Source organism: Lysobacter yangpyeongensis (assembly GCF_042655745.1).
Classification (GTDB): domain Bacteria; phylum Pseudomonadota; class Gammaproteobacteria; order Xanthomonadales; family Xanthomonadaceae; genus Agrilutibacter; species Agrilutibacter yangpyeongensis.
The window spans coordinates 185,522-204,695 of record NZ_JBHSNM010000002.1 but is presented as its reverse complement, the minus strand read 5'-3'; the positions used below and the strand labels follow the sequence as shown (position 1 = coordinate 204,695).

Genomic DNA, 19,174 nt, shown 5'->3' with positions numbered 1-19,174 from the left:
TCCCGCTTTTCTTCCACCCGAATTCCTCCTTCCGGAGAAAACAAATGAAAGACCTGCTCAACCTCTTCAACCAGCAGCGCACGACGATCGACTTCGATGCGATCAAGATCGCGCTGGCTTCGCCGGACCTGATCCGTTCGTGGTCCTACGGCGAAGTGAAGAAGCCGGAAACCATCAACTACCGCACCTTCAAGCCGGAACGCGACGGCCTGTTCTGCGCCGCCATCTTCGGCCCGATCAAGGACTACGAGTGCCTGTGCGGCAAGTACAAGCGCATGAAGCACCGCGGCGTGGTCTGCGAGAAGTGCGGCACCGAAGTGACGCTGGCCAAGGTGCGCCGCGAGCGCATGGGCCACATCGACCTGGCCTCGCCGGTCGCGCACATCTGGTTCCTCAAGTCGCTGCCGTCGCGCATCGGCCTGATGCTGGACATGACCCTGCGCGACATCGAGCGCATCCTGTACTTCGAAGCCTACGTGGTGACGGAGCCGGGCCTGACCCCGATGGAACGCGGCATGCTGCTCAATGAAGAGCAGTACATGCAGGCGCGCCAGGAACACGGCGACGACTTCGAGGCCGCGATGGGCGCAGAGGCCGTCTACGACCTGCTGCGCACGATCGACCTGCAGGCCGAGATGCTGCAGCTCAAGGAAGACATCGCTTCCACCGGCTCGGAAACCAAGCTCAAGCGCCTCACCAAGCGCATCAAGCTGGTCGAAGCCTTCCTCGAGTCCGGCAACCGTCCGGAGTGGATGGTCATGACCGTGCTGCCGGTGCTGCCGCCGGATCTGCGCCCGCTGGTGCCGCTGGACGGCGGCCGCTTCGCGACGTCGGACCTCAACGACCTGTACCGCCGCGTCATCAACCGCAACAACCGCCTGCGCCGCCTGCTCGAACTCAACGCGCCCGACATCATCGTGCGCAACGAGAAGCGCATGCTGCAGGAATCGGTCGACGCGCTGATGGACAACGGCCGCCGCGGCCGCGCCATCACCGGCACCAACAAGCGCCCGCTCAAGTCGCTCGCCGACATGATCAAGGGCAAGCAGGGCCGCTTCCGCCAGAACCTGCTCGGCAAGCGCGTCGACTACTCCGGCCGTTCGGTCATCGTGGTCGGGCCGTACCTCAAGCTGCACCAGTGCGGCCTGCCGAAGAAGATGGCGCTCGAGCTGTTCAAGCCCTTCATCTTCGCCAAGCTGCAGCGCCGTGGCCTGGCCACGACGATCAAGGCTGCCAAGAAGCTGGTCGAGCGCGAAGAGCCGATGGTGTGGGACATCCTCGAAGAGGTGATCCGCGAACATCCGGTTCTGCTCAACCGCGCCCCGACCCTGCACCGCCTCGGCATCCAGGCGTTCGAACCGGTCCTCATCGAAGGCAAGGCGATCCAGCTGCATCCGCTCGTGTGTACCGCGTTCAACGCGGACTTCGACGGTGACCAGATGGCCGTGCACGTGCCGCTGTCGCTGGAAGCCCAGCTGGAAGCGCGCGCCCTGATGATGTCGTCGAACAACATCCTGTCGCCGGCCAACGGCGAGCCGATCATCGTGCCGTCGCAGGACGTCGTGCTCGGCCTGTACTACATGAGCCGCGCCCTGGAGAACAAGAAGGGCGAAGGCATGGCGTTCGCGAACGTCGCCGAAGTCAAGCGCGCGTACGACAACCGCCAGGTCGAACTGCACGCCAAGTGCAAGGTTCGCATCACCGAGACCGTGGTCGCCGAAGATGGCTCGCGCTCGCAGAAGACCTCGATCGTCGACACGACCGTGGGTCGCGCCCTGCTGCGCGAGATCCTGCCGGAAGGCCTGCCGTTTGCGCTGGCCAACGTCGAGCTGACCAAGAAGAACATCAGCCGCCTGATCAACTCGTGCTACCGCATGCTGGGCCTGAAGGACACCGTGGTGTTCGCCGACCAGCTGATGTACACCGGCTTCAGCTACGCCACCCGCGCGGGCGTGTCGATCGGCATCGACGACATGAAGATCCCGGCCGAGAAGAAGGGCATCCTGGACGAGGCCGAGCAGGAAGTCCTGGACATCCAGCAGCAGTACCAGTCGGGCCTGGTCACCGCCGGCGAGCGCTACAACAAGGTCGTCGACATCTGGTCGCGCACCAACGAGCGCGTGGCCAAGGCGATGATGGACACGATCGGCACCGACTCGGTGACCAACGCCAAGGGCGAGCAGGTCCCGCAGAAGTCGATGAACTCGATCTACATCATGGCCGACTCGGGCGCGCGTGGTTCGCAGGCGCAGATCCGTCAGCTCGCCGGTATGCGCGGCCTGATGGCCAAGCCGGACGGTTCGATCATCGAAACGCCGATCACCGCGAACTTCCGCGAAGGCCTGAACGTTCTGCAGTACTTCATCTCGACCCACGGTGCCCGTAAGGGCCTGGCGGATACCGCGTTGAAGACGGCGAACTCGGGTTACCTGACCCGTCGCCTGGTCGACGTGGCGCAGGACGTGGTGATCACGGAAACCGATTGCGGCACGCTCGACGGCCTGACCATGACGCCGATCGTGGAAGGCGGCGACGTCGTCGAACCGCTGCGCGACCGCGTGCTGGGTCGCGTCGTGGCCGAGGACGTGTTCCTGCCGGGCAACGACGAGGATCCGATCGTCACCCGCAACACGCTGCTCGACGAGCAGTGGGTGGCCCGCCTCGAAGACGCCGGCGTGCAGTCGATCAAGGTCCGCTCGACCATCACCTGCGAAAGCTCGTTCGGCGTGTGCTCGCACTGCTACGGTCGCGACCTCGGCCGCGGCCACCTGGTCAACCACGGCGAAGCGGTCGGCGTCGTTGCCGCGCAGTCGATCGGCGAGCCGGGTACGCAGCTGACCATGCGTACGTTCCACATCGGTGGTGCGGCGTCGCGTGCGGCGGCCATCGACAACGTGACGGTCAAGACCACCGGTACGCTGAAGTACAACAACCTCAAGTTCGTCGAGCACAGCCAGGGTCATCGCGTGGCCGTGTCGCGTTCGGGCGAACTGTCGGTCCTCGACAGCCACGGCCGCGAGCGCGAGCGCTACAAGCTGCCGTACGGCGCGACGATCTCGGTCAAGGACGGCGCGGAAATCAAGGCCGGCCAGCAGGTCGCGAACTGGGATCCGCACAACCACCCGATCGTGTCGGAAGTGGCTGGCTTCATCCGCTTCATCGACTTCGTCGACGGCGTCACCGTCATCGAGAAGACCGACGAACTGACCGGCCTGGCTTCGCGCGAGATCACCGATCCGAAGCGCCGCGGCTCGCAGGGCAAGGACCTGCGCCCGATCGTCCGCATCGTCGACAAGAACGGCAAGGACCTGTCGATCCCGGGTACCGACCTGCCGGCGCAGTACCTGCTGCCGCCGCGCTCGATCGTGAACCTGCAGGACGGCGCGCCGGTCGGCGTGGGCGACGTGGTTGCGAAGATTCCGCAGGAAGCGTCCAAGACCCGCGACATCACCGGCGGTCTGCCGCGCGTGGCCGACCTGTTCGAAGCGCGCAAGCCGAAGGATCCGGCGATCCTGGCCGAGCGTTCGGGCATCGTCTCGTTCGGCAAGGACACCAAGGGCAAGCAGCGCCTGATCATCAAGGACACCGACGGCAACGAGCACGAAGAGCTGATTCCGAAGTACCGCCAGATCATCGTGTTCGAGGGCGAACACGTGGAGAAGGGCGAGACCGTGGTGGACGGCGAGCCCAGCCCGCAGGACATCCTGCGCCTGCTCGGCGTCGAGCCGCTGGCCGTGTACCTGACCAAGGAAATCCAGGACGTCTACCGCCTGCAGGGCGTGAAGATCAACGACAAGCACATCGAGGTGATCGTTCGCCAGATGCTGCGCAAGGTCGAGATCACCGACGCCGGCGACAGCAAGTTCCTCAATGGCGAGCAGGTCGAGCGCCAGCGTTTCGTCGAGGAAAATGCCCGCCTGCAGGCCAAGGGCGAAATCCTGGCCAAGGCCGATCCGGTCCTGCTGGGTATCACCAAGGCTTCGCTGGCGACCGAGTCGTTCATCTCGGCGGCGTCGTTCCAGGAAACCACCCGCGTCCTCACCGAGGCGGCGGTCCGCGGTACCCGCGACGGCCTGCGCGGCCTGAAGGAGAACGTGATCGTCGGTCGCCTGATCCCGGCCGGTACCGGCCTGGCCTACCACACGGCGCGTCGCCGTTCGGCCACGGGCCTGACCGAGTCCGAGCTGGAGACCCTGGCCGGTGGTCCGTCCGTCGAGGCTTCGGCCCTGGCGGAAGGCGCCGAAACCGAGGCTTCGACCGAGGAATAAGCGGCACCGCATCCCCTGCCGCTCAGGCAGGGGGCGCTTCGCCCGCCCGGTTTGTCGGGGCGGGCAAAGGTGGCCGGGTGGCCAAGGCGGCCCCCGGCTACAAATCCGGAAAGAAGCACGCTATACTTGCGCGCTTTCCGACGGGCAGTCCGCCTTCATTGGCGGGGCTGGTGCCGTCCAGATCACCAAAAGAGGCGCACGGAGCGCCTCGTGTTGGGCCCAGGGCAGGGCGGGATCGCTGAGTTTCCCGGGCGCGTGCGCGTTCGGGCGGATAGTCCGCGCTGGCGACGAAACGCCAGGCGCGGGCTATGTGTTTTCGTCTCGGCGGTCCGGAGCATTCCGGGCTGCCGATCGTTTTTTCAGAAGTTTTATCCCAGGCTCCGGCCTTCACTCAAAGAGTCACAGATGGCGACGATCAATCAGCTGGTGCGCAAGCCGCGCAGCCCTGAAACCTACAAGAGCGCCTCGCCGGCGCTGGCGAACTGCCCGCAGCGTCGTGGCGTTTGCACCCGCGTCTACACCACCACCCCGAAGAAGCCGAACTCGGCGCTTCGCAAGGTAGCCAAGGTGCGCCTGACCAATGGTTACGAAGTCATTTCGTACATCGGCGGCGAAGGCCACAACCTGCAGGAACACTCGGTCGTGCTGATCCGCGGCGGCCGCGTCAAGGACCTGCCGGGCGTGCGCTACCACACCGTGCGCGGCTCGCTCGACGCCGCCGGCGTGACCAAGCGTCGCCAGAGCCGTTCGAAGTACGGCGCCAAGCGTCCGAAGTCCTGATCCCGGGCCCGAAAGATTTCGCACCGTTGCTCCGCAGCGGTTTCGTCAAAAGATTTAGCTAAAGGTACGCACCATGTCGCGTAAAGGTTCCACCCCGCAGCGTTCGGTCCTGCCCGATCCCAAGCACGGCAGCGAGACGATCGCGCGCTTCATCAACATGGTCATGCAGAGCGGCAAGAAGTCGATCGCCGAAAAAATCGTCTATGGCGCCATGGACGTGATCGGCGAGAAGAATCCCAATGCCCTCGAACTGATCGAGAAGGCCCTCGGCAACGTCGCTCCGGCGGTCGAGGTCAAGTCCCGCCGCGTCGGCGGTGCGACCTACCAGGTCCCGGTCGAAGTGCGCGCTTCGCGCCGCATAGCGCTGGCGATGCGCTGGCTGATCGATTCGGCCCGCAAGCGCGGCGAAAACAGCATGCCGCGCAAGCTGGCCGCCGAGCTCCTCGACGCTTCCGAAAACCGCGGTGGCGCGATCAAGAAGCGCGAAGAAACCCACCGCATGGCGGAAGCGAACAAGGCGTTCGCGCACTACCGCTGGTAATCCCGCGGCCGCGTCAGCGGCCCGTCCGGAACCAGCGTTGCAGCCGCGGCGACGGCATCGTCGCCCGGCAAACCGGAGGCCGCCGCTGGGCGGCGTCCGGCCATCTGCAGATCACCGGCCCTGGTCGGCGCGTCTCAGCAACCAGATCGCAAACAAAGAGAGTGTCCCGTGGCTCGCACCACTCCCCTCGAGCGTTACCGCAACTTCGGCATCATGGCCCACATCGATGCCGGCAAGACCACCACGTCTGAACGCATCCTGTTCTACACCGGCGTCAGCCACAAGATCGGCGAAGTGCACGAAGGTGCCGCGACGATGGACTGGATGGAGCAGGAGCAGGAGCGCGGCATCACCATCACGTCCGCCGCGACGACCGCGTTCTGGAAGGGCATGGACAAGACCCTGCCGGAACATCGCTTCAACATCATCGACACCCCCGGCCACGTCGACTTCACCATCGAAGTCGAGCGTTCGCTGCGCGTGCTCGACGGCGCGGTGTTCGTGCTGTGCGCCGTGGGCGGCGTGCAGCCGCAGTCCGAGACCGTGTGGCGCCAGGCCAACAAGTACTCGGTGCCGCGCATGGCGTTCGTCAACAAGATGGACCGCACCGGCGCCAATTTCGACAAGGTCGTCGAGCAGCTGAAGTCGCGCCTGGGCGCCTACGCCGTGCCGATGCAGGTGCCGATCGGCGCCGAAGACGGCTTCGAGGGCGTGGTCGATCTGCTCAAGATGAAGGCCATCCACTGGGATGTCGCCTCGCAGGGCACCAAGTTCGAATACCGCGACATTCCGGCCGACCTCCAGGCCAAGGCCGAGGAAGCGCGCAGCTTCATGATCGAAGCGGCTGCCGAAGCGTCCGAAGAGCTGATGGAAAAGTACCTCGGCGGCGAAGAGCTGACCGAAGCCGAAATCATCGAAGGCCTGCGCGCGCGCACGCTGAAGGTCGAGATCGTGCCCGTCTTCTGCGGCTCCGCGTTCAAGAACAAGGGCGTGCAGGCCATGCTCGACGGCGTGATCAACCTGCTGCCGTCGCCGGCCGATCGTCCGCCGGTGCAGGGCATCAACGAAGACGACAAGGAAGACAGCCGCAAGGCGTCGGATTCCGAGCCGTTCTCAGCGCTCGCGTTCAAGATCATGACCGACCCGTTCGTCGGCGCGCTGACGTTCTTCCGCGTCTATTCGGGTGTGCTGAATTCGGGCGACCAGGTGTACAACCCGGTCAAGTCGAAGAAGGAACGCATCGGCCGCATCCTGCAGATGCACGCCAATCAGCGCGACGAAATCAAGGAAGTCCGCGCGGGCGACATCGCTGCCGCCGTGGGCCTGAAGGACGTGACCACCGGCGACACGCTGTGCTCGCAGGATCACATCATCACGCTCGAGCGCATGACCTTCCCGGAGCCCGTCATCTCGATGGCGGTCGAGCCGAAGACCAAGTCGGACCAGGAAAAGATGGGCATGGCCCTGTCGCGTCTCGCGCAGGAAGATCCTTCGTTCCGCGTTCGCACGGACGAGGAATCGGGCCAGACCATCATCGCCGGCATGGGCGAGCTGCACCTGGACATCATCGTCGACCGCATGCGTCGCGAGTTCAACGTGGAAGCCAACGTCGGCAAGCCGCAGGTGGCCTACCGCGAGACGATCCGCAAGTCGGACGTGAAGTCGGACTACAAGCACGCCAAGCAGTCGGGCGGTAAGGGCCAGTACGGCCACGTCGTGATCGAACTGTCGCCGATGACCGAGGCCGACAAGGCCAATCCGGACGTCGAGAACGATTTCCTGTTCATCAACGACATCACCGGCGGCGTGATTCCGAAGGAATTCATCCCGGCGGTGGAGAAGGGCCTGCGCGAGACCATCACCAGCGGTCCGCTGGCCGGCTTCCCGGTCGTGGGCGTCAAGGTCAAGCTCGTGTTCGGCTCGTACCACGACGTCGACTCGTCGGAAATGGCGTTCAAGCTCGCCGCGTCGATGGCGTTCAAGGAAGGCTTCCGCAAGGCCGATCCGGTCCTGCTCGAGCCGATGATGAAGGTCGAAGTGGTGACGCCGGAAGACTATGTCGGCGACGTCATGGGCGACGTGAGCCGTCGTCGCGGTCTGCTGTCCGGCCAGGACGACAGTCCGTCGGGCAAGATCATCAACGCGATGGTGCCGCTGGGCGAAATGTTCGGCTACGCCACCACGCTGCGTTCGATGTCGCAGGGTCGTGCGACCTTCACGATGGAATTCGATCACTACGCCGAAGCGCCGGCCAACATCGCCGACGCGGTAATGAAGAAATCGTGATTCGTGATTCGGGATTCGAGAGAAACGCGAATCCCGCTTCATGCGAATCACAAATCACCACTCACGAATCACGTAACAAGAAGAGAGACATACCATGGCTAAGGGTAAGTTCGAGCGCACCAAGCCCCACGTAAACGTCGGCACGATCGGCCACGTGGACCACGGCAAGACCACGCTGACGGCAGCGCTGACGAAGGTGGGCGCGGAACGTTTCGGCGGCGAGTTCAAGGCCTATGACGCGATCGACGCGGCGCCGGAAGAGAAGGCGCGCGGGATCACGATCTCGACGGCGCACGTCGAGTACGAAAGCCCGACCCGTCACTACGCGCACGTGGACTGCCCGGGCCACGCCGACTACGTGAAGAACATGATCACGGGTGCGGCGCAGATGGACGGCGCGATCCTGGTGTGCTCGGCCGCGGACGGCCCGATGCCGCAGACGCGCGAGCACATCCTGCTGTCGCGCCAGGTGGGCGTGCCGTACATCGTCGTGTACCTGAACAAGGCCGACATGGTGGACGACGCCGAGCTGCTGGAACTGGTGGAGATGGAAGTGCGTGAACTTCTGTCGAAGTACGAGTTCCCGGGCGACGACACCCCGATCATCAAGGGCTCGGCCCGTCTGGCGCTGGAAGGCGACCAGTCGGAAATCGGCGTGCCCTCGATCATCAAGCTGGTCGAAGCGCTGGACACGTTCATTCCGGAGCCGGAGCGCGCGATCGACAAGCCGTTCCTGATGCCGGTGGAAGACGTGTTCTCGATCTCGGGCCGCGGCACCGTGGTGACCGGCCGCATCGAGCGCGGCATCATCAAGGTCGGTGACGAAATCGAAATCGTCGGCATCCGCCCGACGCAGAAGACGACGGTCACCGGCGTGGAAATGTTCCGCAAGCTGCTGGACCAGGGCCAGGCGGGCGACAACGCGGGCCTGCTGCTGCGCGGCACCAAGCGTGACGACGTGGAGCGCGGCCAGGTGCTGGCCAAGCCGGGTTCGATCACCCCGCACACCGAGTTCGAGGGCGAGGTGTACGTGCTGTCGAAGGACGAAGGCGGCCGTCACACCCCGTTCTTCAAGGGCTACCGCCCGCAGTTCTACTTCCGCACGACCGACATCACCGGTGCGGTGGAGCTGCCGGAAGGCGTGGAGATGGTCATGCCGGGCGACAACATCAAGATGAAGGTCACCCTGATCAACCCGGTGGCGATGGACGAAGGCCTGCGCTTCGCGATCCGCGAAGGCGGCCGTACGGTCGGCGCCGGCGTGGTGTCGAAGATCCTGAAGTGATGAATCGGCCGGGGTCGCGCAAGCGGCCCCGGCTTCGCCAATTCGTCATCCCCGCGTAGGCGGGGATCCAGCGACCTGGCCTTTGTCACCGGCTGCAACCCAGCCTCTGGAGCCATTCCGGGCTTGCAAAGCCCCGTGGATACCCTCTAGAATGCAAGACCCTCGCGGCCGCCCGTCCAACGGTGGCCGCGAACCAGCGAAATGAGGTGCAGGAAGCGCTTCGTTTTCGCCAGACATGGAAATGTCGCGCGGCAGCGCTCCGTCCGTCCCGAAAAATAGTTCGGGGCACCAGTGACGGGGCCGTTCGCGCGTTCATGACTTCCAGTCTGGGCGGATCGGGCAACCGGTCTGCCTTTGTTTTTGAGGATTTCCCGGGGTGTGGTGCGGTTCCGGGGAGTAGAAGCACCGAAATCCAGGGGTCCGGTACACCCAGTTATCGGACCTGTCGCTCTTTAACGAAGGAGTTTCCGCCATGGCGGACCAAAAGATCCGGATCCGGCTCAAAGCGTACGATCATCGCCTGATCGATCGCTCGGCCAGCGAGATCGTCGAGACGGCCAAGCGCACCGGCGCCCAGGTCAAGGGCCCGATCCCGCTGCCCACCAAGATCGAACGCTACACCGTGCTGGTGTCGCCGCACGTCGACAAGGACGCGCGCGACCAGTACGAAACCCGCACGCACAAGCGCGTGCTCGACATCGTCGACCCCAACGACAAGACCGTGGACGCGCTGATGAAGCTCGAGCTCGCGGCTGGCGTCGACGTGCAGATCAAGCTGACCTGAGGACGACCGAGATGAGCGCGAAGAAGTATTCGCTCGGCATCGTCGGTCGCAAGGCCGGCATGAGCCGTTTCTTCACCGCCGACGGCAAGTCGGTTCCGGTGACCCTGATCGAAGCCACCCCGAACCGCATCACCCAGATCAAGACGGTCGAAACCGACGGCTACAGCGCCGTGCAGGTGACCGCTGGCGTGAAGCGCGCCTCGCTGCTGACCAAGCCCGAAGCCGGCCACCTGGCCAAGGCCAAGGTCGAAGCCGGTCGCGGCCTGTGGGAGCTGCGCGTCGAAGCCGACCAGATCGGTGGCTTCGAAGTCGGCGGCGAGATCAAGGCCGACATTTTCGAAGCCGGCCAGATCGTCGACGTCCAGGGCGTCACGAAGGGCAAGGGCTTCCAGGGCACCATCAAGCGCTGGAACTTCACCATGGGTGACGCCACCCACGGTAACTCGCTGTCGCACCGCTCGCCGGGCTCCATCGGTCAGCGCCAGACGCCGGGTCGCGTGTTCCCGGGCAAGAAGATGTCCGGCCACATGGGTGACGTGCAGCAGACGACGCAGGGCCTGGAAGTGGTCAAGGTCGACGCCGAGCGCGGCCTGATCGCGATCAAGGGCGCGGTTCCGGGTGCTCCGGGCGGCGACGTGATCGTGCGTCCGTCGAGCAAGGGAGTCTGATGATGGAACTCACCATTACCAATAGCAGCAAGACGCTCTCGGTCTCCGACGCGATCTTCGGCCGCGAATTCAGCGAAGACCTGGTCCACCAAGTGATCGTTGCCTATCGCAACGCCGGTCGCGCCGGCACCAAGGCGCAGAAGACCCGCGCCGAAGTCAACGGCACGACCAAGAAGTCGAAGAAGCAGAAGGGTGGCGGTGCCCGTCACGGCGCCCTGACCGCTCCGATCTTCGTCGGCGGTGGCGTGACCTTCGCGGCCAAGCCGCGCAGCTTCGCGCAGAAGGTCAACCGCAAGATGTACCGCGCCGCGATCGCCGCGATCCTGTCGGAGCTGAACCGTCAGGGCCGCATCAAGGTCGTCGAGTCGTTCGACATCGAAGCGCCGAAGACCTCGGGCCTCGTCGCCAAGCTCAAGGGCCTGGAAGTCGGCAAGCGTCCGCTGATCGTTACCGAAGACGCCACCGAGAACCTGTACCTCTCGGCGCGCAACCTGCCGTACGTCGAAGTGCGTGACGTCCAGGGCCTGGATCCGGTTGCCCTCGTCGGCGCCGACTCGGTCGTGGTCACCGCCGACGCGGTCAAGAAGATCGAGGAGTGGCTGGCATGAACGACGCCAAGCTCTACAGCATCATCCGTGCGCCGCGCGTGTCCGAAAAGACCGCGCGCCTGCAGGAAGTTTCGAACCAGTACGTCTTCGAAGTCGCGAACGACGCTACCAAGGCCGACATCAAGGTCGCCGTGGAAAAGCTGTTCGCCGTCAAGGTCGAAGCGGTCAACGTCGTGAACGTGAAGGGCAAGAACAAGGCCTTCAAGTTCCGCATGGGCCGTCGCGGCGATTGGCGCAAGGCGTACGTGACGCTGGCCGAAGGCCAGTCGATCGACGTGATGGCCACGGCCTGAGGACAGATTCATGGCATTGATGACTTTCAAGCCCACCTCCGCCGGTCGCCGCAGCGCGGTCCGCGTGGTGACGCCGGGCCTGCACAAGGGCGCGCCGCACGCGGCGCTGGTCGAGAAGCAGGGCAAGACCGGTGGCCGTAACCACCACGGCCGCATCACCACCCGCCACATCGGCGGTGGCCACAAGCAGCACTACCGCATCATCGACTTCAAGCGCGACAAGGTCGGCATTCCCGCCCGCGTCGAGCGCATCGAGTACGACCCCAACCGCACCGCGCACATCGCGCTGCTGTGCTATGTCGACGGCGAGCGTCGCTACATCATTGCGCCCAAGGGCCTGAAGGATGGCGACCAGGTGATCTCGGGCCGCGAAGCCCCGATCCGCGTCGGCAACACGCTGCCGCTGAGCAACATCCCGGTCGGCACCACCGTGTGCTGCGTCGAGATGAAGCCGGGCAAGGGCGCCCAGCTGGCCCGCGCGGCCGGCGCCAGCGTCTACCTGGTCGCGCGCGAACAGGGTTACGCCACGCTGCGTCTCCGCTCCGGCGAGATGCGCAAGGTGCCGGTCGATTGCGCCGCCACCATCGGTGAAGTCGGCAACGACGAACACAACCTCGAGAAGCTCGGCAAGGCCGGCGCCAAGCGTTGGCGCGGTATCAAGCCGACCGTCCGCGGTGCGGCCATGAACCCGGTCGACCACCCGCACGGCGGTGGTGAAGCCAAGGCCGGCCAGGGTAATCCGCATCCGGTCACCCCGTGGGGTGTTCCGACCAAGGGTTACAAGACCCGCAAGAACAAGCGCACCACGCAGTTCATCGTGCGCGATCGTAGGAGCTAATCGGCCATGGCACGTTCACTGAAGAAGGGCCCGTTCGTCGACCATCACCTGATCAAGAAGGTGGAGACCGCGGGCAACAACAAGAAGCCGATCAAGACCTGGTCGCGTCGTTCGACGGTCCTGCCGGAGTTCGTGGGTTTCACCATTGCCGTGCACAACGGCAAGAACCACATCCCGGTGCTGGTCAACGAGCAGATGGTTGGCCACAAGCTCGGCGAGTTCGCCCTGACCCGTACGTTCAAGGGTCATGGCGGCGACAAGAAGGCCGGGAAGTAAGGAGATGACCATGGAAGCGAAAGCCATCCTGCGCACTGCGCGCATCTCCCCGCAGAAGGCCCGCCTGGTCGCCGACCAGGTGCGTGGCCTGCCCGTCGCCCGTGCGCTGGACCTGCTGAAGTTCTCCGACAAGAAGGCCGCCGGCATGATCTACAAGATCGTGTATTCGGCTGCCTCCAACGCCGAAAACAACTTCGGCGCCGACGCGGACGAACTGAAGGTCAAGACCATCATGGTTGACGAAGGTCCCGCACTGAAGCGCTTCATGGCGCGTGCGAAGGGCCGCGGCACCCGCATCCTCAAGCGCACCAGCCACATCACTGTGGTCGTGGGCGCGGGCAAGTAAGGCGGAGCATAGATATGGGTCACAAAGTACATCCGACCGGCATCCGCCTGGGCATCTCCAAGGACTGGACGTCGAAGTGGTTCGCCAACAAGAAGCAGTACGCCGGTTTCCTGGCGGCTGACCTCAAGGTTCGCGAGATGCTGCGCAAGAAGCTTGCACAGGCCGGTATCTCCAAGATCCTGATCGAGCGTCCGGCCAACAACGCGCGCGTCACGATCCACACCGCCCGTCCGGGCGTGGTGATCGGCAAGCGCGGCGAGGACATCGAGAAGCTGCGCAAGGACGTCAGTGACGTGATGGGCGTCCCGGCGCACATCAACGTCACCGAAGTCCGCAAGCCCGAACTGGACGCGCAGCTGGTCGCCGAGTCGATCGCGCAACAGCTGGAGCGCCGCATCATGTTCCGCCGCGCGATGAAGCGTGCGGTCGGTAACGCGATGCGCCTGGGCGCGCTGGGCATCAAGGTGAACGTCGCCGGCCGTCTCAACGGCGCCGAAATCGCGCGTTCGGAGTGGTACCGCGAAGGTCGCGTGCCGCTGCACACGCTGCGTGCCGACATCGACTACGGCTTCGCTGAAGCCAAGACGACCTACGGCATCATCGGCATCAAGGTATGGGTCTACAAGGGCGAGATCTTCGATTTCTCCCAGGTCGGCCAGGAAAAGCAGGACGATTCCGCGGCTCCGCGCGCCGAGCGTGGTGACCGTCCGGACCGTGGCGACCGCAAGGATCGCAACGACCGTCCCGGCCGTGGCCGTCCGGCCCGCGAAGCGAGGTAATTGACCATGTTGCAACCCAAGCGAACCAAGTATCGCAAGATGCACAAGGGCCGCAACGATGGCCTGAGCTGGAGCGCCAACGCTGTCAGCTTCGGCGAGTACGGCCTGAAGGCGACGGCGACCGGTCAGCTGACCGCGCGCCAGATCGAGGCCGCGCGTCGTTCCATCAGCCGCTACGTCAAGCGCGGCGGCAAGATGTGGATCCGCGTGTTCCCCGACAAGCCGATCACCAAGAAGCCGATCGAAGTCCGAATGGGCTCCGGTAAGGGCAACGTGGAGTACTGGGTCGCCCAGATCCAGCCCGGCCGCATGATCTACGAGATCGAAGGCGTTGACGAAGCCACGGCGCGCGAAGCGTTCCGTCTGGCGGCTGCCAAGCTCTCGGTCACCACCCAATTCGTGACCCGTACGGTGCGCTAATGGAACTGAAAGAACTCCGCGCGAAGTCGGCCGACGAGCTGAAGGCCCATCTGGCCGAGCTGCAGAAGGAGACGTTCGCGCTCCGCATGCAGAAGGCTACCGGCCAGCTCGCCAAGACCCACGAAGCCCGCCGCGTGCGCCGCGAGATCGCTCGCGTCAACACGCTGCTCGGGCAGAAGAAGTAAGGACCCGCAACCATGACCGACAACAAAACAGAGAAGGCGCTGCGCACGGTTGAAGGCCGGGTCGTGAGCAACAAGATGGACAAGACCGTGACGGTCCTGGTCGAACGCCAGGTCAAGCACGCTCTGTACGGCAAGTACATCCGTCGCTCGACCAAGCTGCACGCCCACGACGCCGACAACGCCTGCAACGAGGGCGACATCGTCCGCGTGGCCGAGTGCGCGCCGCTGTCCAAGACCAAGAACTGGCGCGTGGTGACGATCGTTACCCGTGCGGCCGAATAAGAGGAGGGCTGAATCATGATCCAGATGCAGAGCTACCTCGACGTGGCTGACAACTCCGGTGCCAAGGAAGTGATGTGCATCAAGGTGCTGGGCGGCTCCAAGCGCCGTTACGCCGGCATCGGCGACATCATCAAGGTCACCGTGAAGGACGCGATCCCGCGCGGCAAGGTCAAGAAGGGCGACGTCTACGACGCCGTCGTCGTGCGCACCCGCAAGGGCGTGCGTCGTCCGGACGGTTCGCTGATCCGCTTCGACGGCAACGCGGCCGTGCTCCTGAACAACAAGCAGGAACCGATCGGTACCCGCATCTTCGGGCCAGTGACCCGCGAGCTGCGCACCGAGAAGTTCATGAAGATCGTCTCGCTGGCACCTGAAGTGCTCTGAGCGGAGGAATTGAGATGAACCGTATCCGCAAGGGCGACCAGGTTGTCGTCATCGCCGGCAAGGACAAGGGCAAGAAGGGCGACGTGATCCGCGTGGCCGGCGACAAGGTCGTCGTGTCCAACATCAACGTCATCAAGCGCCACACCAAGCCGAACCCGCAGGCCGGCCAGCCCGGCGGCGTGATCGAGCGTGAGGCGCCGATCCACATTTCCAACGTGATGCTGTTCAACCCGGCCACCGGCAAGGGCGAACGCGTTGCTTTCAAGGTCCTGGAGGATGGACGCAAATTGCGTGTGTTCCGCTCCAGCGGCGAGGCTATCTGACATGACCACCCGTCTCGAAAAGTTCTACAAGGACGAAGTCGTCCCGGCCCTGACCAAGAAGTTCGGTTACACGAACCCGATGGAAGTGCCGCGCCTGACGAAGATCACGATCAACATGGGCGTGGGCGAAGCCGCCACGAACAAGAAGATCCTGGAAAACGCCGTTGCCGACCTGACCAAGATCGCCGGCCAGAAGCCGATCGTGACGAAGAGCCGCGTGTCGGTCGCGTCGTTCAAGATCCGTGACGGCTGGCCGATCGGCTGCAAGGTCACGCTGCGCCGCGCGCACATGTTCGAGTTCCTCGATCGCCTGATCAACGTCTCGCTGCCGCGCGTCCGCGACTTCCGCGGCGTGTCGGGCCGTTCGTTCGACGGTCGTGGCAACTACAACATGGGCGTGAAGGAACAGATCATCTTCCCGGAAATCGACTTCGACGCCGTCGACGCTATCCGCGGCATGGACATCGCCATCACGACCACCGCCAAGACCGACGCCGAAGCCAAGGCGCTGCTCGAAGCGTTCCGCTTCCCGTTCCGCAACTGATTCCAGGACACAGATCATGGCAAAGACCTCGATGATCAACCGCGAAATCAAGCGGAAGAAGCTCAACAAGCAGCACGGCGCCAAGCGCGACGCGCTCAAGAAGATCATCTCCAGCACGACCGCGTCGTACGAGGAGAAGATGGAAGCGGCGGTCAAGCTGCAGAAGCTGCCGCGCGATTCGTCGGCCAGCCGTCAGCGCAACCGCTGCGAGCTGTCGGGTCGCTCGCGCGGCGTCTACCGCAAGTTCGGCCTCGGCCGCAACATGCTGCGCAAGGCGACGATGAACGGCGACGTCCCGGGCCTGCGCAAGGCGTCCTGGTAAGCATCAAGGCCGGCAAGTCTGCTAGACTTGCCGGCTGCTTTACCCGCCGGATCGGCTCCCGCCGCGCTCCGGCGGCACAACTGAAGAACACTGCTGAAAACCGCAATCCCGCGGATATCGGTGCTACTCATAGGTGACTTTTCATGAGCATGACTGATCCCATCGCCGACATGCTGGTCCGCATCAAGAATGCGGCGGCTGTCCGGAAGCCGACGGTGAAGATGCCGTCGTCCAAGATCAAGACCGCGATCGCCGGCGTCCTGAAGGACGAGGGCTACATCGCTGATTTTCGCGTGACCCAGAACGGCGCCAAGGCCGAGCTGGAAGTCGTGCTGAAGTACTACGAAGGCAAGCCGGTGATCGAGCGCCTCGAGCGCTATTCGCGTTCGGGCCTGCGCCAGTACCGCGGCAAGGACGCGCTGCCGAAGGTCCTCGGTGGCCTGGGCGTCGCCATCATCTCCACCTCCAAGGGCATCATGACCGATGCGCAGGCGCGCCAGCAGGGCGTCGGCGGTGAAGTCCTGTGCTTCGTGGCCTAAGCGAGGAGCCTAGAACCATGTCCCGTGTAGCCAAGAAGCCGATCGCCCTGCCGAAGGGCGTCGATATCAACGTCGCCAACGACACCATCACCGCCAAGGGCCCGAAGGGCACCCTGAGCGTGGCCAAGCCGGCCGGCATCGAACTGAAGGTCGACGGCGGCAACGCCGTGTTTTCGACCGAAAGCGCCGAGCAGATCGCCCTGACCGGCACCCTGCGCGCCATCCTCGCCAACATGGTGAAGGGCGTGTCCGAAGGCTTCGAGCGCAAGCTCGAGCTGGTCGGCGTCGGTTACCGCGCCGCCATGCAGGGCAAGGACCTGAACCTGTCGCTGGGTTACTCGCATCCGATCCTGTTCAAGGCGCCGGAAGGCATCACCATCGCCACGCCGACCCAGACCGAAGTCGTGGTCTCGGGCGCGGACAAGCAGCGCGTCGGTGAAGTCGCCGCCAAGATCCGCGGTTTCCGTCCGCCGGAGCCGTACAAGGGCAAGGGCGTGAAGTACGCCGGCGAAGTCATCATCCGTAAGGAAGCGAAGAAGGCCTAACCGGGTCTTCGGCTTCGAGGAATCAGATCATGAGCATCAAGAACAACGCCCGCCTGCGTCGCGCCAAGTCGACCCGCGCGCATATCCGCGAACTCGGCGTGCCGCGCCTGACCGTGCTGCGCACGGGCCAGCACCTGTACGCCCAGGTCTTCACCGCCGACGGCTCGAAGGTCCTGGCTGCCGCCTCGACCACCCAGGCCGAGGTCAAGGCTGGCCTGTCGAGCGGCAAGAACGTTGAAGCCGCCGCCAAGGTCGGTCGCGCCATCGCCGAGAAGGCCAAGGCCGCCGGTGTCGAGAAGGTCGCGTTCGACCGTTCGGGCTACCGCTTCCACGGCCGCATCAAGGCCCTGGCCGACGCAGCGCGCGAAGGCGGCCTGCAGTTCTGATCCACGCGGCGGAGCAATCCGCCCGAACCGCACGAAAGGCGAGACGGACCGAGGTCCGTCTTCGCTTGAAAGCCTGGAGGTTCGCCTCCACGCAGTGCCAACCCGCCGGCGTGGGCTACGTCGGGCACGGAGTCGGGTTCCCGTCTTCGCGAAACACCCGCAGCAGCCAACAACGATAAGCGGCCACGCCGCAAATCCCTCAACTACAGAGCTATCGAAATGGCAGAAGAACAACGTGCACCTCGTGGCCGCGACCGTGATCGCGCGCCCCGCGAGGAAAAGATCGATGACGGCATGATCGAGAAGCTGATTGCGGTCAACCGCGTCAGCAAGACCGTCAAGGGCGGCCGCCAGTTCACCTTCACCGCGCTGACGGTGGTGGGCGACGGCAACGGCAAGGTCGGTTTCGGTTACGGCAAGGCGCGCGAAGTGCCGGTCGCCATCCAGAAGTCGATGGAATACGCCCGCAAGAGCTTCGTGAATGTCGACCTGAACAACGGCACCCTGTGGCACTCGGTGAAGTCCGGCCACGGCGCGGCGCGCGTGTTCATGCAGCCGGCTTCGGAAGGTACCGGCGTGATCGCCGGCGGCGCGATGCGCGCCGTGCTCGAAGCGGTCGGCGTGAAGAACGTGCTGGCCAAGGCCACCGGTTCGCGCAACCCCATCAACCTGGTCCGCGCCACCATGAAGGGCCTGGAAGAAATGCATTCGCCGGCCAAGATCGCGGCCAAGCGCGGCAAGAAGGTGGAGGACCTGCTCAATGGCTAAGAAGGAAACCACCGGCGGCACCGTCAAGGTGCGCCTGGTCAAGGGTCTTCGTGGCACCCAGGCCCGTCACCGTCTGTCGGTGAAGGCGCTGGGCCTGAACAAGCTCAACGATGTGCGTGAACTGAAGGACAGTCCGTCTGTGCGCGGTCTGATCAATCAGCTCCACTACCTCGTTCGCGTCGAGGAGTAATCAACATGCGTCTCAATACTCTGCAGCCCGCCGACGGCGCCCGTACCGAACGCAAGCGCGTCGGTCGCGGTATCGGTTCCGGCCTGGGCAAGACTGCCGGTCGCGGCCACAAGGGTTCGTTCGCTCGCGCCGGCAAGGGCAAGATCAAGGCGGGCTTCGAAGGCGGCCAGATGCCGATGCAGCGTCGTCTGCCGAAGATCGGCTTCCGTTCGCTGATCAAGAAGGACACCGCCGAGGTCCTGCTGTACGCGCTGGACAAGCTCGACGCCGGTGATATCGACCTGGCCGCCCTCAAGGCTGCCAAGCTGGTGCCGCCGAACGCCAAGCAGGCCAAGATCGTGAAGAAGGGCGAGCTGACCAAGAAGTTCGCGCTGAAGGGCGTGATGGCCACGGCCGGTGCCAAGGCCGCCATCGAAGCGGCTGGCGGCTCGGTTGCCTAAGCAGTAAAAAGCCGCTCGCCGGCAACGGCGAGCGGCGATTTCGTTTGCAGGAAGGGATGCCTCGCGCATCCAGCAAGATTCGCAACGCACTGAT

General features: G+C 64.5%; 26 protein-coding genes. All 26 read left to right on the top strand.

Annotated elements, in window-relative coordinates:
- Window positions 1–44 precede the first annotated feature (44 nt).
- The 26 genes from rpoC to rplO all read left to right on the top strand — a co-directional run bounded on the left by rpoC (window position 45) and on the right by rplO (window position 19,080).
- Window positions 45–4,268 (top strand): DNA-directed RNA polymerase subunit beta', encoded by a 4,224-nt coding sequence (rpoC, locus tag ACFPN1_RS07710; protein ID WP_386754276.1) that lies wholly within the window; start codon window positions 45–47, stop codon window positions 4,266–4,268.
- Between the two features lie 405 nt (window positions 4,269–4,673).
- On the top strand, window positions 4,674–5,048 hold the full coding sequence (rpsL, locus tag ACFPN1_RS07705) for a 30S ribosomal protein S12 (protein ID WP_187711356.1): 375 nt from the start codon (window positions 4,674–4,676) through the stop codon (window positions 5,046–5,048).
- Between the two features lie 73 nt (window positions 5,049–5,121).
- On the top strand, window positions 5,122–5,589 hold the full coding sequence (gene rpsG / locus ACFPN1_RS07700; RefSeq protein WP_386754275.1) for a 30S ribosomal protein S7: 468 nt from the start codon (window positions 5,122–5,124) through the stop codon (window positions 5,587–5,589).
- Between the two features lie 168 nt (window positions 5,590–5,757).
- Window positions 5,758–7,875, top strand: coding sequence for an elongation factor G (gene fusA, locus ACFPN1_RS07695; protein ID WP_386754274.1), 2,118 nt, complete (start codon window positions 5,758–5,760; stop codon window positions 7,873–7,875).
- Between the two features lie 94 nt (window positions 7,876–7,969).
- A complete protein-coding gene (gene tuf / locus ACFPN1_RS07690) occupies window positions 7,970–9,160 on the top strand; it encodes an elongation factor Tu (RefSeq protein WP_386754273.1) in 1,191 nt (396 codons plus the stop codon).
- Window positions 9,161–9,632: 472 nt separating this feature from the next.
- Complete coding sequence (gene rpsJ, locus ACFPN1_RS07685; RefSeq protein WP_187711359.1) at window positions 9,633–9,944, top strand: 30S ribosomal protein S10; 312 nt, start codon at window positions 9,633–9,635, stop codon at window positions 9,942–9,944.
- A gap of 11 nt (window positions 9,945–9,955) precedes the next feature.
- Entirely contained in the window at window positions 9,956–10,612 is a 657-nt protein-coding gene (gene rplC / locus ACFPN1_RS07680) for a 50S ribosomal protein L3 (protein ID WP_386754272.1), read from the top strand.
- A gap of 2 nt (window positions 10,613–10,614) precedes the next feature.
- Complete coding sequence (gene rplD / locus ACFPN1_RS07675) at window positions 10,615–11,220, top strand: 50S ribosomal protein L4 (protein ID WP_386754270.1); 606 nt, start codon at window positions 10,615–10,617, stop codon at window positions 11,218–11,220.
- Window positions 11,217–11,513 (top strand): 50S ribosomal protein L23, encoded by a 297-nt coding sequence (rplW, locus tag ACFPN1_RS07670; RefSeq protein WP_386754269.1) that lies wholly within the window; start codon window positions 11,217–11,219, stop codon window positions 11,511–11,513. Before rplD ends, rplW begins: the two co-directional genes overlap by 4 nt.
- Before the next feature lie 10 nt (window positions 11,514–11,523).
- Window positions 11,524–12,351, top strand: coding sequence for a 50S ribosomal protein L2 (rplB, locus tag ACFPN1_RS07665; RefSeq protein ID WP_386754268.1), 828 nt, complete (start codon window positions 11,524–11,526; stop codon window positions 12,349–12,351).
- Between the two features lie 6 nt (window positions 12,352–12,357).
- Window positions 12,358–12,627: a 30S ribosomal protein S19 gene (rpsS, locus tag ACFPN1_RS07660; RefSeq protein WP_386754267.1), complete on the top strand. Its 270-nt coding sequence runs from the start codon at window positions 12,358–12,360 to the stop codon at window positions 12,625–12,627.
- A 10-nt stretch (window positions 12,628–12,637) separates the two neighbouring features.
- Window positions 12,638–12,973, top strand: a complete 336-nt coding sequence (gene rplV / locus ACFPN1_RS07655; protein ID WP_386754266.1) for a 50S ribosomal protein L22 — start codon at window positions 12,638–12,640, stop codon at window positions 12,971–12,973.
- Window positions 12,974–12,987: 14 nt separating this feature from the next.
- Window positions 12,988–13,752 carry a 30S ribosomal protein S3 gene (rpsC, locus tag ACFPN1_RS07650; protein WP_386754264.1) on the top strand — a complete coding sequence of 255 codons (765 nt, stop codon included), beginning with the start codon at window positions 12,988–12,990 and terminating at the stop codon, window positions 13,750–13,752.
- Between the two features lie 6 nt (window positions 13,753–13,758).
- A complete protein-coding gene (gene rplP, locus ACFPN1_RS07645) occupies window positions 13,759–14,172 on the top strand; it encodes a 50S ribosomal protein L16 (protein WP_386754263.1) in 414 nt (137 codons plus the stop codon).
- Complete coding sequence (gene rpmC, locus ACFPN1_RS07640) at window positions 14,172–14,357, top strand: 50S ribosomal protein L29 (RefSeq protein ID WP_386754262.1); 186 nt, start codon at window positions 14,172–14,174, stop codon at window positions 14,355–14,357. The genes rplP and rpmC overlap by 1 nt, the downstream gene beginning before the upstream one ends.
- A gap of 12 nt (window positions 14,358–14,369) precedes the next feature.
- On the top strand, window positions 14,370–14,639 hold the full coding sequence (rpsQ, locus tag ACFPN1_RS07635) for a 30S ribosomal protein S17 (protein WP_386754261.1): 270 nt from the start codon (window positions 14,370–14,372) through the stop codon (window positions 14,637–14,639).
- 15 nt (window positions 14,640–14,654) lie between these two features.
- On the top strand, window positions 14,655–15,023 hold the full coding sequence (rplN, locus tag ACFPN1_RS07630) for a 50S ribosomal protein L14 (protein ID WP_056136003.1): 369 nt from the start codon (window positions 14,655–14,657) through the stop codon (window positions 15,021–15,023).
- 14 nt (window positions 15,024–15,037) lie between these two features.
- The gene (gene rplX / locus ACFPN1_RS07625; protein ID WP_386754259.1) at window positions 15,038–15,346 is read left to right on the top strand and encodes a 50S ribosomal protein L24; all 309 of its coding nucleotides are present in this window, start codon (window positions 15,038–15,040) and stop codon (window positions 15,344–15,346) included.
- 1 nt (window position 15,347) lies between these two features.
- Window positions 15,348–15,890 carry a 50S ribosomal protein L5 gene (gene rplE / locus ACFPN1_RS07620; RefSeq protein ID WP_386754258.1) on the top strand — a complete coding sequence of 181 codons (543 nt, stop codon included), beginning with the start codon at window positions 15,348–15,350 and terminating at the stop codon, window positions 15,888–15,890.
- Between the two features lie 16 nt (window positions 15,891–15,906).
- On the top strand, window positions 15,907–16,212 hold the full coding sequence (gene rpsN, locus ACFPN1_RS07615; protein WP_386754257.1) for a 30S ribosomal protein S14: 306 nt from the start codon (window positions 15,907–15,909) through the stop codon (window positions 16,210–16,212).
- 143 nt (window positions 16,213–16,355) lie between these two features.
- Entirely contained in the window at window positions 16,356–16,751 is a 396-nt protein-coding gene (gene rpsH / locus ACFPN1_RS07610) for a 30S ribosomal protein S8 (RefSeq protein ID WP_386754256.1), read from the top strand.
- 17 nt (window positions 16,752–16,768) lie between these two features.
- Window positions 16,769–17,296: a 50S ribosomal protein L6 gene (rplF, locus tag ACFPN1_RS07605; protein WP_386754255.1), complete on the top strand. Its 528-nt coding sequence runs from the start codon at window positions 16,769–16,771 to the stop codon at window positions 17,294–17,296.
- Between the two features lie 29 nt (window positions 17,297–17,325).
- Window positions 17,326–17,682 carry a 50S ribosomal protein L18 gene (rplR, locus tag ACFPN1_RS07600; RefSeq protein ID WP_386754254.1) on the top strand — a complete coding sequence of 119 codons (357 nt, stop codon included), beginning with the start codon at window positions 17,326–17,328 and terminating at the stop codon, window positions 17,680–17,682.
- A 219-nt stretch (window positions 17,683–17,901) separates the two neighbouring features.
- Window positions 17,902–18,450: a 30S ribosomal protein S5 gene (gene rpsE / locus ACFPN1_RS07595; RefSeq protein ID WP_386754252.1), complete on the top strand. Its 549-nt coding sequence runs from the start codon at window positions 17,902–17,904 to the stop codon at window positions 18,448–18,450.
- Window positions 18,443–18,640: a 50S ribosomal protein L30 gene (gene rpmD / locus ACFPN1_RS07590; protein WP_386754251.1), complete on the top strand. Its 198-nt coding sequence runs from the start codon at window positions 18,443–18,445 to the stop codon at window positions 18,638–18,640. The genes rpsE and rpmD overlap by 8 nt, the downstream gene beginning before the upstream one ends.
- Window positions 18,640–19,080 carry a 50S ribosomal protein L15 gene (gene rplO, locus ACFPN1_RS07585; RefSeq protein ID WP_386754832.1) on the top strand — a complete coding sequence of 147 codons (441 nt, stop codon included), beginning with the start codon at window positions 18,640–18,642 and terminating at the stop codon, window positions 19,078–19,080. The genes rpmD and rplO overlap by 1 nt, the downstream gene beginning before the upstream one ends.
- Window positions 19,081–19,174: the final 94 nt, after the last annotated feature.

What these genes read in the sequence shown, in the direction of transcription:
- rpsH (WP_386754256.1), top strand. Translation starts at nt 16,356, where the DNA reads ATGAGCATGACTGATCCCATCGCCGACATGCTGGTCCGCATCAAGAAT.
- rpsQ (WP_386754261.1), top strand. Translation starts at nt 14,370, where the DNA reads ATGACCGACAACAAAACAGAGAAGGCGCTGCGCACGGTTGAAGGCCGG.
- rplB (WP_386754268.1), top strand. Translation starts at nt 11,524, where the DNA reads ATGGCATTGATGACTTTCAAGCCCACCTCCGCCGGTCGCCGCAGCGCG.
- rplW (WP_386754269.1), top strand. Translation starts at nt 11,217, where the DNA reads ATGAACGACGCCAAGCTCTACAGCATCATCCGTGCGCCGCGCGTGTCC.
- rpoC (WP_386754276.1), top strand. Translation starts at nt 45, where the DNA reads ATGAAAGACCTGCTCAACCTCTTCAACCAGCAGCGCACGACGATCGAC.
- rplN (WP_056136003.1), top strand. Translation starts at nt 14,655, where the DNA reads ATGATCCAGATGCAGAGCTACCTCGACGTGGCTGACAACTCCGGTGCC.
- rplF (WP_386754255.1), top strand. Translation starts at nt 16,769, where the DNA reads ATGTCCCGTGTAGCCAAGAAGCCGATCGCCCTGCCGAAGGGCGTCGAT.
- rpsL (WP_187711356.1), top strand. Translation starts at nt 4,674, where the DNA reads ATGGCGACGATCAATCAGCTGGTGCGCAAGCCGCGCAGCCCTGAAACC.
- rplP (WP_386754263.1), top strand. Translation starts at nt 13,759, where the DNA reads ATGTTGCAACCCAAGCGAACCAAGTATCGCAAGATGCACAAGGGCCGC.
- rpsE (WP_386754252.1), top strand. Translation starts at nt 17,902, where the DNA reads ATGGCAGAAGAACAACGTGCACCTCGTGGCCGCGACCGTGATCGCGCG.
- rpsC (WP_386754264.1), top strand. Translation starts at nt 12,988, where the DNA reads ATGGGTCACAAAGTACATCCGACCGGCATCCGCCTGGGCATCTCCAAG.
- rpsJ (WP_187711359.1), top strand. Translation starts at nt 9,633, where the DNA reads ATGGCGGACCAAAAGATCCGGATCCGGCTCAAAGCGTACGATCATCGC.
- rplC (WP_386754272.1), top strand. Translation starts at nt 9,956, where the DNA reads ATGAGCGCGAAGAAGTATTCGCTCGGCATCGTCGGTCGCAAGGCCGGC.
- rplX (WP_386754259.1), top strand. Translation starts at nt 15,038, where the DNA reads ATGAACCGTATCCGCAAGGGCGACCAGGTTGTCGTCATCGCCGGCAAG.
- rpsS (WP_386754267.1), top strand. Translation starts at nt 12,358, where the DNA reads ATGGCACGTTCACTGAAGAAGGGCCCGTTCGTCGACCATCACCTGATC.
- rpsG (WP_386754275.1), top strand. Translation starts at nt 5,122, where the DNA reads ATGTCGCGTAAAGGTTCCACCCCGCAGCGTTCGGTCCTGCCCGATCCC.
- rplD (WP_386754270.1), top strand. Translation starts at nt 10,615, where the DNA reads ATGGAACTCACCATTACCAATAGCAGCAAGACGCTCTCGGTCTCCGAC.
- rplR (WP_386754254.1), top strand. Translation starts at nt 17,326, where the DNA reads ATGAGCATCAAGAACAACGCCCGCCTGCGTCGCGCCAAGTCGACCCGC.
- tuf (WP_386754273.1), top strand. Translation starts at nt 7,970, where the DNA reads ATGGCTAAGGGTAAGTTCGAGCGCACCAAGCCCCACGTAAACGTCGGC.
- rpmD (WP_386754251.1), top strand. Translation starts at nt 18,443, where the DNA reads ATGGCTAAGAAGGAAACCACCGGCGGCACCGTCAAGGTGCGCCTGGTC.
- rpmC (WP_386754262.1), top strand. Translation starts at nt 14,172, where the DNA reads ATGGAACTGAAAGAACTCCGCGCGAAGTCGGCCGACGAGCTGAAGGCC.
- rplE (WP_386754258.1), top strand. Translation starts at nt 15,348, where the DNA reads ATGACCACCCGTCTCGAAAAGTTCTACAAGGACGAAGTCGTCCCGGCC.
- rplV (WP_386754266.1), top strand. Translation starts at nt 12,638, where the DNA reads ATGGAAGCGAAAGCCATCCTGCGCACTGCGCGCATCTCCCCGCAGAAG.
- rpsN (WP_386754257.1), top strand. Translation starts at nt 15,907, where the DNA reads ATGGCAAAGACCTCGATGATCAACCGCGAAATCAAGCGGAAGAAGCTC.